This window comes from Bartonella raoultii (genome assembly GCF_019659805.1).
GTDB classification, from domain to species: Bacteria; Pseudomonadota; Alphaproteobacteria; order Rhizobiales; family Rhizobiaceae; genus Bartonella; species Bartonella raoultii.
Window position 1 is genome coordinate 1 of record NZ_JAIFRO010000006.1, and the last position, 16,184, is coordinate 16,184.

The 16,184-nt window shown below is 35.8% G+C and carries 15 protein-coding genes; 8 read left to right on the forward strand and 7 right to left on the reverse strand.

Annotation, left to right across the window (positions count from 1 at the left end):
- The first annotated feature begins 324 nt into the window (after nt 1–324).
- From fabD to gmk, 6 genes are all read left to right on the forward strand, one after another.
- Entirely contained in the window at nt 325–1,269 is a 945-nt protein-coding gene (gene fabD / locus K3248_RS06170; protein WP_220717517.1) for an ACP S-malonyltransferase, read from the forward strand.
- 19 nt (nt 1,270–1,288) lie between these two features.
- On the forward strand, nt 1,289–2,026 hold the full coding sequence (gene fabG / locus K3248_RS06175) for a 3-oxoacyl-[acyl-carrier-protein] reductase (protein WP_220717518.1): 738 nt from the start codon (nt 1,289–1,291) through the stop codon (nt 2,024–2,026).
- Between the two features lie 263 nt (nt 2,027–2,289).
- Nucleotides 2,290–2,526: an acyl carrier protein gene (locus K3248_RS06180; RefSeq protein ID WP_220717519.1), complete on the forward strand. Its 237-nt coding sequence runs from the start codon at nt 2,290–2,292 to the stop codon at nt 2,524–2,526.
- A gap of 98 nt (nt 2,527–2,624) precedes the next feature.
- Nucleotides 2,625–3,890, forward strand: a complete 1,266-nt coding sequence (gene fabF, locus K3248_RS06185) for a beta-ketoacyl-ACP synthase II (protein ID WP_220717520.1) — start codon at nt 2,625–2,627, stop codon at nt 3,888–3,890.
- A 101-nt stretch (nt 3,891–3,991) separates the two neighbouring features.
- Nucleotides 3,992–5,098, forward strand: coding sequence for an endolytic transglycosylase MltG (gene mltG, locus K3248_RS06190; protein ID WP_220717521.1), 1,107 nt, complete (start codon nt 3,992–3,994; stop codon nt 5,096–5,098).
- A gap of 52 nt (nt 5,099–5,150) precedes the next feature.
- Nucleotides 5,151–5,819, forward strand: a complete 669-nt coding sequence (gene gmk / locus K3248_RS06195) for a guanylate kinase (RefSeq protein ID WP_220717522.1) — start codon at nt 5,151–5,153, stop codon at nt 5,817–5,819.
- Nucleotides 5,820–5,859: 40 nt separating this feature from the next.
- On the opposite strand, the gene rsmA is transcribed toward gmk, so the two are convergent.
- The 6 genes from rsmA to lptF form a co-directional block, all read right to left on the reverse strand.
- Nucleotides 5,860–6,690: a 16S rRNA (adenine(1518)-N(6)/adenine(1519)-N(6))-dimethyltransferase RsmA gene (gene rsmA, locus K3248_RS06200; RefSeq protein ID WP_220717523.1), complete on the reverse strand. Its 831-nt coding sequence runs from the start codon at nt 6,688–6,690 to the stop codon at nt 5,860–5,862.
- A complete protein-coding gene (gene pdxA / locus K3248_RS06205; protein WP_220717524.1) occupies nt 6,687–7,694 on the reverse strand; it encodes a 4-hydroxythreonine-4-phosphate dehydrogenase PdxA in 1,008 nt (335 codons plus the stop codon). Before pdxA ends, rsmA begins: the two co-directional genes overlap by 4 nt.
- Nucleotides 7,694–8,650 carry a SurA N-terminal domain-containing protein gene (locus tag K3248_RS06210; RefSeq protein ID WP_220717525.1) on the reverse strand — a complete coding sequence of 319 codons (957 nt, stop codon included), beginning with the start codon at nt 8,648–8,650 and terminating at the stop codon, nt 7,694–7,696. The genes pdxA and K3248_RS06210 overlap by 1 nt, the downstream gene beginning before the upstream one ends.
- Before the next feature lie 102 nt (nt 8,651–8,752).
- Entirely contained in the window at nt 8,753–11,089 is a 2,337-nt protein-coding gene (locus K3248_RS06215; protein ID WP_220717526.1) for an LPS-assembly protein LptD, read from the reverse strand.
- Nucleotides 11,090–12,181: an LPS export ABC transporter permease LptG gene (gene lptG, locus K3248_RS06220; protein WP_220717527.1), complete on the reverse strand. Its 1,092-nt coding sequence runs from the start codon at nt 12,179–12,181 to the stop codon at nt 11,090–11,092.
- Nucleotides 12,178–13,368 carry an LPS export ABC transporter permease LptF gene (gene lptF, locus K3248_RS06225; RefSeq protein WP_220717528.1) on the reverse strand — a complete coding sequence of 397 codons (1,191 nt, stop codon included), beginning with the start codon at nt 13,366–13,368 and terminating at the stop codon, nt 12,178–12,180. Before lptF ends, lptG begins: the two co-directional genes overlap by 4 nt.
- A gap of 354 nt (nt 13,369–13,722) precedes the next feature.
- Between lptF and K3248_RS06230 the strand changes: the two genes are divergently transcribed.
- Together K3248_RS06230 and K3248_RS08800 are read left to right on the forward strand one after the other, a co-directional pair.
- Nucleotides 13,723–14,169: a DNA polymerase III subunit chi gene (locus K3248_RS06230; protein ID WP_220717529.1), complete on the forward strand. Its 447-nt coding sequence runs from the start codon at nt 13,723–13,725 to the stop codon at nt 14,167–14,169.
- A 166-nt stretch (nt 14,170–14,335) separates the two neighbouring features.
- On the forward strand, nt 14,336–14,599 hold the full coding sequence (locus K3248_RS08800; RefSeq protein WP_246588311.1) for a hypothetical protein: 264 nt from the start codon (nt 14,336–14,338) through the stop codon (nt 14,597–14,599).
- Here the strand turns inward: K3248_RS08800 and K3248_RS06235 are convergent.
- Nucleotides 14,596–15,885: an MFS transporter gene (locus K3248_RS06235; RefSeq protein WP_220717530.1), complete on the reverse strand. Its 1,290-nt coding sequence runs from the start codon at nt 15,883–15,885 to the stop codon at nt 14,596–14,598. The two genes, K3248_RS08800 and K3248_RS06235, sit on opposite strands and share 4 nt — an antisense overlap.
- Between the last annotated feature and the right edge of the window lie 299 nt (nt 15,886–16,184).

Below are 16,184 nucleotides of genomic sequence, written 5' to 3' on the forward strand. Positions count from 1 at the left end.
TATGTTTGTTAGAAGTTTAGAGAGTTTTTCATCACAAGACTTAGTAGAATTTAAAAAATTCTTGGAGACAGTTAGCAAAAAAGGAAGTGCTTTTTAGCTATATATTCGAAAATCCTATTCCCATACTTTTTATTTAAATATCCCGTACCTTAAAAAAGGATAATATAAATAATAACTTATATGTTATAGAAATATTCATCAAATTCCACCCTTAAATATAATTTTACGAGAGATATCTGTTCTAAATAAGAGACTTTGTCTTGATTTGTGCTGATGAATAAGATCAAAAAGAGATAATTAAATTGCACAATTTAGGAGTCAATGATGGTGCCAGCTTTTATTTTTCCAGGTCAAGGAAGCCAGCTTGTGGGTATGGGCAAAGCGCTTACAGAACAATTTGTTGCTGCGCGGTTGGTTTTTGAAGAAGTTGATGATGCTTTAGGCGAAAAGCTATCAGATATCATTTTCAAAGGACCGGCAGATGTTTTGATGCTAACAAAAAATGCTCAACCAGCATTAATGGCTGTATCTATGGCTGTTATTCGTGTGATGGAGCAATTAGGGCTTAATATAAAAGAAAAGGTAAAGTTTGTTGCAGGGCACTCTTTAGGGGAATATTCTGCGCTTTGTGCAGCTGGTACATTTAGTCTTACGGATACAGCAAAGCTTTTACGTATTCGTGGAAATGCCATGCAGGAGGCTGTTGCAGTTGGTGAGGGAGCTATGGCCGCACTTATTGGTTTGAATGAGAAAAATGTAGAGGAAATTTGTCAAATTGTTTCAGAAGAAGGATTATGCCAAATTGCTAATGATAATGGCGGGGGACAAATTGTTATTTCAGGTATAGCAAAAGCAGTTAAAACAGCAATAAAGATTGCATCAGAGAAAGGTGCTAAACGTGCGATTCTTCTTCCTGTTTCTGCACCTTTCCATTCAGCATTAATGCAGCCTGCTGCTGATGCCATGAAGAATGCACTTTTGACTGTTAGCAAAGCAATACCTATTGTGCCGCTTATTGCCAATGTTTCAGTTGCGCCAGAAAGTGATCCAGAACGTATTGTAACACTTCTTATTGAACAAGTGACGGGACGGGTGCGATGGCGTGAAATAATAGAGTGGATGGGTACTAATGGGGTTGATACACTTTTTGAGGTTGGATCTGGAAAAGTATTAACAGGTTTAGCACGCCGTATTAATAAGGATATAAAGGGATTAACAATCGAAACCTCTGAAGATATAGAAGGAGCGCTAAAGGGGCTTGGTGTTTAATCTATAAGGAGTTAAAAAAATGTTTAAATTGACAGGTCGTAAAGCTCTTATAACAGGAGCATCTGGAGGAATTGGTGAAGCTATTGCACGTTGCTTTCATGCACAAGGGGCCATTGTTGGTCTTCATGGAACACGTGAAGATAAGCTAAAAGAAGTAGCTACCGATTTAGGAAGGGATGTTTTTGTTTTTCCTGCTAATCTCTCTGAACGTGAATCCATTAAACAATTAGCAGAAGCAGCGGAAAAAGAAATGGATGGAATTGATATCTTGGTGAATAATGCGGGAATAACTAGGGATGGTCTTTTTATTCGTATGCAAGATCAAGATTGGGATGATGTTTTAGCGGTTAATCTGACAGCTGCTTCTATTTTGACACGTGAATTGACGCATTTTATGATGCGTCGCCGCTATGGAAGAATTATTAATATAACATCTATTGTTGGTGTTGTCGGAAATCCTGGACAAACAAATTATTGTGCTGCAAAAGCAGGCTTGATAGGCTTTTCTAAAGCATTAGCGCAAGAAATTGCTTCACGAAATATTACAGTTAATTGTATTGCTCCAGGATTTATTAAATCTGCTATGACCGATAAACTTAATGAAAAACAAAAAGAAACTATTATGGCTGCGATTCCAACAAAACGTATGGGAACGGGGGAAGACATATCTTTTGCTGCTCTTTATTTAGCGAGCGATGAAGCAGCATATGTGACTGGTCAAACGCTCCATATTAATGGTGGAATGGCAATGATCTAAGTATTTGCTTGATTCTACATTGATTTATAAGTCATGTTATTTTAGATAGTAACGATTGAAATAGAAAGAAGTGTCTATTTTTTTAACAGGGACAGTGATCGATTTATGTCGGAAATGTTCAGATTGATTCATTTTGTAGGGGATATCCACAGGATGTTTTAAATCGCTGCTAGAATCTTTAAAAGTAATATATCTATTGCTTGATTAGATAACCCGATATAGCTAACCAAATTATAGGAAATTATAAATTCGAGGATTTTAACATGAGTGATACAGTAGAGCGCGTTAAGAAAATTATAGTGGAGCATCTTGGGGTAAATGCAGATAAGGTTGTAGAAAATGCAAGCTTTATCGATGATCTAGGGGCAGATAGCCTTGATACGGTTGAGTTGGTGATGGCTTTTGAAGAAGAATTTGGTATAGAGATCCCAGATGAAGCAGCTGAGACGATCTTCACAGTTGGTGATGCAGTGAAGTTTATTGATAAAGCCTCTACATAATTTGAAAGGCAAAGGCATAAGTTGCTTTTGCCTATATTAAAAAAGGCTTTTGTAAAAAAGAGCTTTGAGGGGTAAATCTTGGTTCAAGGTTAGAAGTTATGAGACGTGTTGTTGTTACTGGTTTAGGATTGGTATCTCCATTAGCTGGTGATGTCGAATATAGTTGGAAACGACTTCTTGAAGGAAAAAGTGGGGTCCGGCGTATTACTGAGTTTGAGGTATCTGATTTACCATGTCAGATTGCTGCACGTATTCCATTAGGAGATGGAACAAATGGTACTTATAATGCTGATTTGTATATGGAGCCTAAGGAACAGCGCAAAGTAGATGCATTTATTGTTTATGCAATGGCTGCTGCCAAACAAGCACTTACAGATGCTGAGTGGTTTCCTAAAAATGATGAAGATCAGGTGTGTACAGGTGTCTTAATTGGTTCGGGTATTGGGGGCATTGAGGGGATCGTTGAGGCCGGTTATACACTTCGTGATAAAGGGCCAAGACGTGTTTCTCCTTTTTTCATTCCAGGGCGTTTAATTAATCTTGCTTCTGGCTATGTGTCCATTCAATTTGGTTTGCGCGGTCCAAACCATTCTGTTGTTACAGCCTGCTCAACAGGTGCACATGCAATTGGTGATGCAGCACGTTTAGTTGCATTTGGTGATGCAGATGTTATGGTGGCTGGAGGAACCGAATCTCCAATAAACCGCATATCTCTTGCGGGATTTTCTGCTTGTAGAGCTCTTTCTACTTGTCGTAATGATGAACCTGAACGGGCATCACGTCCGTATGATGCGGATCGTGATGGATTTGTGATGGGGGAGGGAGCAGCAATTGTCGTTTTGGAAGAGCTTGAACATGCAAAAAAGCGTGGTGCTCGTATTTACGCTGAGATTATTGGTTATGGTTTATCAGGTGATGCTTATCATATTACAGCACCTTCTGAAAGCGGTGAAGGCGCGCAACGTAGTATGATGGCTGCTCTTAATCGCGCAAAAGTAAATATAAGTGAACTTGATTACATTAATGCCCATGGAACTTCAACTATGGCTGATGTTATAGAGTTAGCAGCTGTTGAGCGTGTTTTGGGGTATTATGCATCGCAAGTGTCTATGTCATCAACAAAATCATCTGTAGGGCATTTACTTGGTGCTGCTGGTGCCGCTGAAGCTATTTTTTGTATTTTAGCTATAAGGGATAATATAGCACCAGCAACACTTAATCTTGATAATCCATCAATAGAAACAAAAATTGATCTTGTTCCACATAAACCTCGAGAACGAAAGATTGATACAGTTCTTTCTAATTCTTTTGGGTTTGGAGGAACAAATGCTTCTTTGGTGATGCAGCGTTTCACAGGGAAATAAGCTTTTTATTTATTTTTGTATTTCTGAGTTTTTATACTTTATTATAGGGGTTGAGAGAAAAATCATAGTATTTTACCTAAAAGCGATTGAGGTTAATAATTATGTCCGATGTGCAAAATGGAAAACCACGAAAGGACGTTAGTGATTCTTCTTCGAATCGTTTAGCAGATAATAGTGAGATGTTAGTATATAGAAAACGAAAGAAATCATCTGTAGCCCGTAATCCATTAGTCATTCTCGGTCATTTTTTTCTGATGTTGATCGTGGTTATTATTGTGGCCATTAGTATTCCTCTTTATATTGGCAAAAATATTTTTGAAGGAAAGGGAACAGCTGAGGAAGAACAAGTTGTTCTGATTCACCCTGGAACAGGAATTCGTGAAATTGCTTTATTGCTTGAAAAAAAAGGACTCATTCGATCAGCGGATATTTTTGTTTATGGCGTTAGTTATCATCAAAAAACAACACATCTTAAGGCTGGTGAATATTTAATTCCAGCGCATGCTTCGATGCAGAATATTATGGATATCCTTGTAAAAGGAAAATCCATTGAATATACATTTACAGTACCAGAAGGTTTGACAGTTCAACAGGTTTTTGATCGATTGGCAGCTAATGAAATTTTGGTGGGGAATCTTCCAGAAATTTTACCTCCAGAAGGTAGTTTAATGACGGATACGGTCCGTTTTATTCGGGGGACAACACGTCAAGAAATTATCAACAGGTTGCGTGAAGGGCAAACAAAATTAGTTCATGCTATATGGAATACACGCTCACCTGATTTACCCATCAAATCGGTTAATGAGTTTGTTATCTTGGCATCTATTGTTGAAAAAGAAACAGGAATTGCAGAAGAGAGACCGAAAATTGCAGCGGTGTTTTATAACCGCCTTGCAAAACATATGCGTCTTCAATCTGATCCAACAGTAATTTATGGTCTCTTTGGTGGAAGAGGAAAACCACAAGATCGTGCAATTTATCGTTCAGATCTTGAGAAAGAAACACCATATAATACTTATAAAATTAATGGTTTGCCACCAACAGCCATTGCAAATCCAGGTCGTGATTCTTTGAAAGCAGTAGCACATCCACCAAAAAGTGATGCACTCTATTTTGTTGCTGATGGTTCGGGAGGACATGTTTTTTCTAGAACTTTGGAGGAGCATAATATGAATGTTCGCAAGTGGCGTGCATTAAAGCAAAAATAGTCATTGGGGAATTGTAGAACAATTATGAAAAGTTTAAGAAAAGTAGAATAGTATGACGATATTCTTTAAAAGTGAATGGAGTGCTAAAAAAGCAGAGCATCGTCGCGGTTTTTTATTTATTCTCTCTTCACCTTCAGGAGCTGGTAAGTCAACGCTTTCTCGATTGCTTCTGCAAGATATAAAATTAGAGCTTTCTATAAGTATGACAACGCGAAAAAAACGTCCTAGTGAAGTGGATGGCTTTCATTATCACTTCATTTCAAAAAAAGAGTTCGAATATAAGCGTGATAAAGATGAATTTATTGAATGGGCAGAAGTTCATGGAAATTATTATGGAACTTTACGTAAGAGTGTTGAAAGTGTATTAAGTTCTGGTCAAGATATGCTATTCGATATTGATTACCAAGGTACCGAACAGCTTCAAAAAAAGATGCCAGGAGATACAGTATCTGTTTTTATTCTGCCTCCATCCATGAAAGAGCTTATTTCGCGTTTGAATCGTCGGGCAGAAGACAGTCAAGATGTGATTAATTTACGATTGGAGAATGCTCGAACAGAGCTACAGCATTGGCATTCTTATGATTATGTGGTGATTAATGAGGATTTAAATAAATCGATTTCACTGATTAAATCGATTTATTTAGCAGAAACAGTAAAGCGTGAACGATGTTTGTTTCTTAAATCTTTTATTGACGGACTTATTACAGAAAAAGTTAATTAATATTTTTATCTTTTTAGAAGAAGTAATAAGAAAATTTTTTTTAATTCATTAAATTCGCTAAAGTTATAAATTCGGAAATTGAAAGTGTTTCTGCGCGGCGTGTCCCATCAATTCCAGCCTTATCTAAAAGCGCTTCTCCTCCAAGTGTTTTAAGATTTTGACGAAGCATTTTTCGTCTTTGTCCAAAAGCAGTTTTTGTGACAAGACTTAATTTTTGTGCAGAACAAGCCAGAGGTAGTATTCGTGGAATAATATGGACAACGGAAGAAGTTACTTTGGGTGCTGGTATGAAGGCTTGAGGAGGTACATCAAAGATAATTTTAGCAGTAGTGCGCCAACCTGTTAAGACACTAAGACGTCCATAGTGAGAAGATTGAGGACGAGCAGTAATACGTTTGGCAACTTCACGCTGAAACATTAATGTCATTGATGCATAAAAAGGGGGCCACGGTTCAGCCAAAAGCCAATTTAATAAGAGTTGTGTTCCAATGTTATAGGGAAGATTTGCAATAATACGTGGTTTTTCTGGATTTTTTTCAAAGAGTATTGAGAAATCTTGTTTGAGTGCATCATTACAAATAACTTTTAGTTTTTGTGGATAGTGCTTTTCTATCTCTAAAAGAGCTGGTATACAGCGCTCATCGCGTTCTATTGCTGTGACAATGGCCCCCTTTGCAAGTAAAGCGCGCGTAAGACCTCCAGGGCCAGGGCCAATTTCAATAACGGGTTTTCCTTCTATATTTCCTGCTTGATGAGCAATTTTAGAGGTTAAATTCAGATCAAAAAGAAAATTTTGTCCCAAGGATTTTTGAGCTTGCAACCCATATGCATCAATAACTTCACGTAGAGGCGGGAGATTATCTATTTTCATGATATCAAACTATTTTCTGCAAGTTGATGTGCAAGTTTAAGAGCAGCAATAAAACTTTCTGGAGAAGCAATTCCTTTATCAGCAATATCAAAAGCAGTTCCGTGATCTGGAGAAGTCCGAATAAAAGGTAGTCCTAATGTGACATTAACAGTATTACTAAAATCTAATGTCTTAACAGGGATAAGCGCTTGATCATGATACATGCAAAGAGCAGCATCATATGTTTTCCTTGCACATTTATGAAACATTGTATCTGCGGCAAGTGGGCCAATAACATCAAGACCTTTCTTTTTAAGATATTCAATAGCAGGAGTGATAATTTCAAGGTCTTCTTTTCCCATAGCTCCGTTTTCTCCAGCGTGAGGGTTAAGACCAGAAACAGCTAGACGTGGAGAAGTTATTTTAAATCGCTTTCTTAAGTCATTTTCAGTAATGAATGCCGTTTGAATGATTAAGTCACGAGTAAGGTGTGAGGGAACTTCTTTGAATGGAATATGAACAGTAATTGGTACTGTCCTTAATTGAGGGCCGGATAACATCATAACTGGATGATAATATTTCTGAGAGGTTTGATGTGCTAAATTAGCTAAAAATTCAGTATGACCTGGAAATTGAAAGCCAGCATCATAAAGGTTTTTTTTTGCAATAGGACAAGTAACGAGTGCACTTGCATGACCATTTTGCGTTAATTGAACACCACGTTTAATTGCTTCAATAATTCCAGCTGCATTTTTTTCTGAAGGTGATCCCAGTTGATGAGTTTGTCGGTTTTTTAATGGTATTACAGGAAGAGCTGTTTGAAAGTTTTTCACAAGATGATTTGTTAAAACAGATTCAATTTTAACATCAATCTGTAAGAAATGAGCACGTGAACGAATAACATCTGGGTCGGCAATAAGAACGAAAGATGGCACTTTACGTACAAAGCGCAAGCTCCATGCTTTTATAGCTATTTCAGGTCCAATCCCTGCGGGGTCACCACTACTAACGACAAGCGCAGTCATTACATCTTTTGGATACGTGCTACTCGACGTAACTCTTCTAAATATTTTTCGCTTAATTTTTCAAGTTCTTGCGGACTTCTTTTCTTATTATCTTGAATAGAAAATATGAGTCGAGCAACATAATCATCAGAAACTCTTTTTATTTTACAGATAGCAAGCCCTTCAATTCCATGAGATGTCTCTTGCAGTTTAGTCATTTTTCCAACAGGTGTTGCAAGGACAGCTTGTTCCCATTCCACAGGAAGCTGGGGCTCTAGAAACTTTCCCAAGTGACGGATAGTAACATCTAAAAGGCCTCTTGCTTGCCTTTGGCTGTTTGCACATCCTTGAAAATGTGTGCGGAAACGATTTGCCTCTTTTAAGCGTCTTTCAAAGATCTCTGAACGGCGCTGTGCAGGAATGACAAAAATAATTCTTTGTAATGTATATTCATTGGTTGAAGGTTTTATACCACCATTTTTTAATATTCTGCGAACAGCTTCTTGTTCGCTAATCATACCTGCTTCAGCTTGATAGCGTGCATTAACAAGACGTCCCCATCCTATTTGTCCACGGATGTAATCTTTAAAGTGTTGCACAGTAATATCACTTTGAGTCAAAATCTGATCGAGCTGATCAATAGACATATTGTTTTGCGTTGCAAAATTGTCAAAAGCTTTTTCAACCTCATCATTGGTAACCTCGATATTACGACGTTTTATTTCACTATTTTTAAGCACTTCATCGATAAGTTCATTTTTAGCTTGTTCAATCAAATTACCTTGTTTTTGTTGTAATTTAAGAAAAGAAGCACGCCTTTGAATATCGTAATTTGTAATAGGATTACCATTAACTGTGATAACAATAACAGTCTGTGCGAAAAGCGATGAAATAAAAAATCCACTTATCAATAGATTGCTTACACTCAAAGATGCAAGATAAAGTAAAGCAAGAACACACTTTTTAAATTTGTTCATGTAAATAGGCTTTCGCATTGTTAATCAATTCTCATCAATTACTTAGAATATACGTTTTTTTTCATAAAAACAATGATAAGTTAAATCATCTATACATTCTCTTTATAAATCTGAATTTATCTTTTTTCCTATATTTGCAATTGTACGTAATGAAAGAGAGAAATTAAAATTTTGCAAAGGTGTTTTTTTCCCCAGATGTGTTATTTGCTGATAACCGAATGTGAGTCCAAAACATTCATCTATATAGTTTAAACTGATTCCTCGTTTGATGAATGTACCAGATACTAAATCATAACCAGCGTTGCTGTTAATAGACCAAGAATGCGTAAGTTTCATACCTGTTTGAAAAGAAATTTCTTGGCGTTCTTGTGGATATTCATAATCCGGTTGGCTTGCAATATAGGCATATTGTATAGCAGCTTCAAAATTTTTCCATTTTTGTGATGCTTCAATTTCACTACGATGGAGTCTTCCTGTTTTTTTATCAAAACGTCCACGCATTTCTAAAGAAAAACCATCTTTATGGTTTGCACCAAACATTGCAACATAGTCTGAACGTTTTGCTTCAAGACTGGAATGAATACCTACATTAACAAAATCTTTTTCCGCAAAAGAATTTTTTCCTGCAAGGTGAAAAGATTGTCCTACAAGACCATAAAGAGACCAGTCCTTGTTAAGAACTCCAGAATATCTTAGGCCTATGTTGGCTCTTGTTCCACCTTCTACACGGTCATAACCAGAAAATTTATCACGTTGAAAGAGAGTGGTTGCGTCAAATATAAAGCTTTGTGCGTCTTCATTCGGGAATTGTCCTATATATTGTTCATTATTACGTATAAAAATTTGTGCTGTTGGTTCTATAATATGTGTAGATTTGTCAAATGTAATAAGAAAGGGGTAGCGTAATTCTAAACCAGCAGTTGCCATACCACGAAAGGTAAAGCTACGAAGAGGTGATAAAGAATCGTTTATTATTGAGAGTAGATAGTTTTCACGTGTATTTGTTGTATTAATATCAGCGCGTAGAGAGAGAAGAGGTGTTAATATCAGGCCATTAGATGTGTTGATACGCTTTGTCCACTCTAGTTCATTTGTTAGACGAAAACTATTTCCGGCGATACCAGAAAGCCGAGCAGAATTAAGAGGATTTCCATTCCAGTCAATAGAATTGAAGTCAGTATGACGACGATAAATGGCTTGCAGATTGCTGTGAAAGGTAAGTTTTCCAGTGTAAACAGATTCATTTGGGGTAAAAGAATAATCAATACGGGGGAGAACCCATGCTTGTCGAGAATGGCGTTCATAGTGAGGATCATTCAATATTAAATCTTGAACTTTAAAATGGTAAAAACGCATATCAAAGTGATTTTGATTTGCAAAACCATTTAAATAAAGCTGTGAGAGCTGCATAGGATTACTATAGTTTTCAAGCTTATAGGCACGACTAAAATGTCGATCGGATTGTGAGAGAATATCCCATCCATAAGTCCAGTATGAATTAATACGAAAATCCCCTTTTGTTGCGAGCATATAGCGATTTTTATATTGTGCATCAATTGTATCACTGTCAAAATTATGCGGATTCATTTGGTATATATGAGCAAAGCGAATGTTGTAACTACCCGTTTTTAAACGATGACGCCATTCACCTTCAGTTAAGAGTCCTTGTTGCGAATAGACAGTAGAAGAGAGTGTAAAATCATAATGAGGAGCGAGATTCCAGAAGTAAGAATTTTTGATACCCATGCCAAGATAATCAGTGTAAAAAAAATGAGGAGCAAGAAGACCACTAGAACGCTTTACAGTTGGATCAGGAATCTCAAAAGTTGGAAGTTGTATAATTGGTACACCAAAAACTTCAAAACGGCTATTTTCGAAACGAATTTTTTTAACAGTATTATTCCATATAATCTTTCTTGCTTTAATTTTCCACAAGACTTCTCTATCTGGTTTATACGAGCAAGGTTCACAGGCTGTGTAGGTGGCATTATCGAAGATTGTGATTTGTTTTTTACTGCGTGTAGCACTTTCTGCTGCAAAGTGAACATTGCTTGCTGTATCAATGCGTAAGGCTTTTACAAAACCTTCACCAAAATCTTTAGTCATATCAATTTGATTAGAATAAATTTTATTACCATCTTTTTGTACAACTTCAACATTTCCCTGTGCTATAATTCTTCCTGTTTTTTGATTATAAGTGACTTTTTGGGCAAAAACCTTATTACCATCATATTCAATTTGAACATTTCCTTGTGCAGAAACAGTATTTTCATCGTGATTGTAGATAAGTTCATCGGCAGAGAGTAAGAGAGGGCTGATCGGATTTTGAGCGTACGCAAAATAGGAAACACAAAGACTTAAGATAAAGCCTATAAGACTTTTTATAGCGAGTGCATTTAATGTTTTTAAAACCATTCTTTTACTTGTTAATGCTTTCACTTAGCCATCCTCTTTATGAAGTAAAAAAGAAATTCCTAAAAATAATGCAATAATAACGGGTATCCAAGCTGCAATTATTGGTGGAATATATCCAGCGTTACCAAAAGCCTGAACAAGTACGGAAACAACATACAGTATAAATCCAGCTATTACGCCACCAAGAATTAAATTTCTAGATTGTCCAAAGCGGGTAAAGTTTAAAGATACAGTCGCTGCAATAAGAGTCATTGCTACAAGTAATGCTGGTAATGCAATCAAAGATTGTAGATACATATCAAAAGTATTAGCAGAATAGCCAAATGAGCGCGCAATCATAATTTTTTTTGGCAATTGGTAAAATGAAATAGTCTCTGGTTTTACTAAACGTTCGGTTAAAAACTCGGGCTTTAGATTCGTTTTTATTTGGAACTGGGTAAATTTTTCAGGAGGATGCCCTATTCTATAGATTGTTCCATTTTTTAATAACCAAACACCATTTGTCAATGTTGCTTTTTGCGTATTAATCCAATTTTTGACTGTTGCATTATCGTTATATTGTACAAAGGTTGCATCAAGAAGAGAAAGACCTTGATCGGTGATAGATTTGGCACCAATGGTCGTTCTGCCTAAGTTTGTACGTTGTGTTAACCATAGGCTAGGAGGAGTATGGAGAGAGGTAAGCGTATTATTATTGCGCCATTCTGTCTTCATTTTTTCTGCGTAAGAAAATCCCCATGCGGCGAGTGGGTTAATGAAAAGAATAGAAAATAATCCAAATAGAAAAGCTCCAAAGCAAGCAGGAAGGAGGAATTGCCATGCAGAAATACCGATAGAACGAGTCACAACAAGCTCAAGTTTTCGATTAAGCGAGATCAGCATTGTCATTGCAGAAAAGAGTGCAATAAAGGGAATAAGTTGTTGCATAATAAACGGCATGCGCAAAAGGGAGATAAAAAATGCATCTTTTGTTGTATAGTGTGGAAGAGAAGATAATCGACCAGAATTTTCTGTAAAATCAATTAAAAGAGCCAAAACAAAAATCCCCCCAAAAAAATAACAAGTTATTTTGAGATAACGTATAAAAAAATATCGTCCAAGCGTCCATCCAATCATGATACCTCATCTGAGGGAGAGTGAGGTCTTTTATGCCCAAATTTATTGACAATTTTTTGGAAAATAGTTTGAATAATTTTGTTGAGTTTTGTGGGAATAGTAATTTTATGATTTGTTAAAAGCATAAAAAACGTGAATATACCCACTCCTATTGGAGTAATATAAAGAAAAGGGATATATGAAAGGTTATTTTTTGCTTTTTGGGTAAAAAAATATCCTATCCAATAAACCAACAAAGAATAAGAAATCGCCGAAAAGTTTGCAGAAACTCGCGCTTGTCTATAGGAGCGTACATCTCCTGCAGCGGCTAATGCAATAAGTGAAAAAACAATTGGATAGAGCCATTCTGTAAGCCTGCGGTGAAATTCAGCTTTATATTGGAGTGGTTTGCGTTGATAGTAAGGATCATTTGGATTAGGATGTAGTAAATAAGAAAGAGGTCTATCTTTAGGATAGAGAGTAGGGGATTTATCGTTAGGGATGAATTCGTTCAAACTAAAGGTATATGTAGCAAATTGAACGATTGAAACGCTATCATTTTCATGATTAATCCTTTCTATCTCCCCTTTATTGAGCATTAAAAAATTGCCACTTGTATTTTTTATAAGTGATGCCTTTTTTGCGTAATAAAAGAGATCAATTTTAGGATCACGCTGATCAGCAATGAAAATACGCCCGAGCGTTCCATCAGGGTTCTGTTCGCCAATTTCTATGTAAAGATTATTGGTGAGTCTTTGGAAGCTACCTTCACTGATTAAAAGATTAATAAGATCCAAATGGGCATTGGCGAGCATTTGTCGCATATGAAGACGTGCTTGAGGAACAACAAAATTGGCTATAGAAAAAGAGACACAGGATGCAAAAAAAGCAAGAAGAAGAATTGGTTTCCAAACCGTACTTTGGGGAAAACCAGAGGCGTTGATGACAGAAAGCTCTGAATCTTGATTCATTGTGGAGAGAGTACTTGTAATTGCAATTACTAAGGCAAATGGAATAACAAGAAAGATAACAGAAGGAATCAATGAGAGAGAGAACTGTAAGACAGTCAATAGCGTTTGTTGACTTGTGGTAAGAAAATTGATTCGTGCAAGGATTTGCACTGTCCAACTAATACTGATTGCTGCAATCATGACAGCACTGAATAAAATAAAAACACGTTTCAGGATGTACAACTCAATAATACGCATAGATTAGGTAACATCCTTATTGTTAAGATTAAGGACATATTTTACACTATCTGCAATTAAAATATAACCATAATTAAAAAAATATCTTTTTTAGTTAACTTTAATCTATTCCACTACGTGGTATTCTTTTTCATTCCTCCTCCTCAGTTATAGGATAGTGAGAGAATAAATAAAAATACGCGTTTAAAATAGAGATTTATTTTTCTATCTTTAATACACACAAAAAAAAAGGTAATACAGAGCAATAAGGATATATTTCAAATTATGCCTTATTTCCTTGTTATTTTGTAAACAGGAAAGCTTTTCTAAACAGTATTGGCTTTTTTTAAAAAAAGAGTGATAAAGGTTAAAAGAGTGGACATTTTATTTTATCATTTAATGCAGTCCACATTAGAAGATATTTTACCAACACTTATAGAGCGTGCATTGACACGTTTTGGTAAGGTAACAATACAATGTGTGAGTGAAGAACGACGTGATGCTATAGATTCGCGTTTATGGGTTTATGATGATGAATCCTTTATTGGACATGGAACTGAGTGTGATCAATATCCAAATTTCCAGCCTGTATTCCTTACAACAGGACAAGAAAATCCAAATAATTCACAGATACGCTTTCTTATAGAGGGAGCGATTTGTTCAGATATTGATGTTTATCAACGGCTTGTAGTGATATTTGATGGTCAAAATGATGAGCAATTAAATCTTATTCGTACACAATGGAAAAAATATAAAATGGCAAATCATAATTTGACTTATTGGCAACAAATGGAAGATCGTAATTGGAAAAAACAAGTTTGATACACGCAATATCTGTATTTTTATAAGATTACCAGATTGATAGAAATAAGAAAGTCCATATTTCTAATGTTAAAGGAATAAAAGAAAGTTATTGTTTTTTATAGTATTTTTATCTCTTGGATAATAAAGACATACTCTAAAATCAAAATATTTGGATGAAACGATGATGATAATTGATCGGATCTTACTTATTATATGGGCTGTAATGTTGGCTTTTGTGTGTGTTTCATGGCTAGGGACAACGCACATTTTATCACGAATATTTCCTATAGATTCTATAAGCAACATTGCAGATATTTTATTTTTTTTTCTTAGCACAGTGTTTGCTGGGGTATTGTGGTGGAGTATTCCTCAGCCCATACCATTAAAGATAAAACTGGCGGCATTTTTGCCGCCAATATTCATTTTATTTTTTTGCATTATTTTCTAATTGGATATTTCATCTTCCGTGAATCCTACAAAGCAAATGAGTGAAATAAAAGAGGCAAGAAACAAATAATAACCAATATAAGAAGTATCAAAATGTTGTACCAGATATTCTGCAATATAAGGTGCAAGAGATGCGCCTACAATACCAGATAAGTTAAAGGTAATAGAAGAACCAGTATATCGAATTGCTGTTGGGTATGGTGAAGCTAAAACAGCACCAAGAGGACTGTATATCATTCCCATAATTGATAAACCAATGATAGACATCGCAAAAACACCTATAATTCCAGAGTTTAAAAAATAAGGAATTGCGAAAGAATAGATGCCAGTAATGATTGTGACCAAAATCATCAAAGTTCTACGCTTAATACGATCAGCAAGTTTTCCAGTGATGATGGTAAAAACTCCACAGAAGATAGCACCAATAGCTTCTACTTTAAGAGCTTGATCAAAGGGTATTTTTAAATAGTTTGTTGAATAGCTTAATAAATATGCTGTAACAAGATAAAATAAAATGAATGTTGCTATACCAGCAAATGTTCCAAGAAAGAGAATTCGTGGACATTTAGAAAAGACTTCTATTATAGGGAGTTGGACACGTTCTTTACGCTGAAGCGTTTTTTTGAACTCCACTGTTTCATGGATTGAAAGACGAACCCATAATCCTACAATCATAAAAACAATTGAAGCAATAAAAGGGATACGCCATCCCCATGCTAAAAGTTCATCATGCTCGAGGAAGTATAACAAACTTAGATAAACAACAATAGATAAGAATAAACCAATTGGAACACCTAATTGAGGGAACATTGCATACCAGCCGCGCTTTTCTGGAGGGGCATTTTCTGTTGCAAGAAGAACGGCACCTCCCCATTCTCCACCCAATCCCATGCCTTGTCCAATACGGCATAAGGTTAAGAAAAAAGGTGCCCACCATCCTACTGTTTCATAAGTAGGAAGCAAGCCAATGATAACGGTTGATAAACCCATAGTAAGAAGGGAAGCAATGAGTGTTGCTTTTCGCCCAATTTTATCTCCAAAATGTCCAAAAATAATTGATCCTAAGGGGCGTGAAAAAAAGGCTGCCCCAAAGATGAGAAAAGATTGCAAAATAGCAAGCTGATCATTTTGTGTTGGAAAAAATAAATGGGGAAATATGAGAGCTGCGGCAGTTGCAAAGACATAAAAATCAAAAAATTCAATTGTTGGGCCAATAAGGCTTGCAAATAAAATTCGTCGAGGAGAATTTCTTTTACTGATGTCCTGTATTTCTGAGTTTATAGACATGAATAGAATGTCCCTTTCAGTGTATGACAAATCAAACTATGAAACTAATTTGCAAAAATATAAAAATTTCAAATCAGTGTCGAGTCGATATTATTATGATTCTTGTATATTAAAAGGATGAATATAGCATAATAAATATGCTTAAGTATACTGTAGATACGGCTGAATTTAAACAATAAAAACACTCTTTTATCGTCATAAAAACGAGACATTTATTTTATAAATGATGTAAGTTTTTCACTTTATATTTCTATTTTAAACATAGACACGATTTGCACCTCTTTCAAAAATAGTCTGAG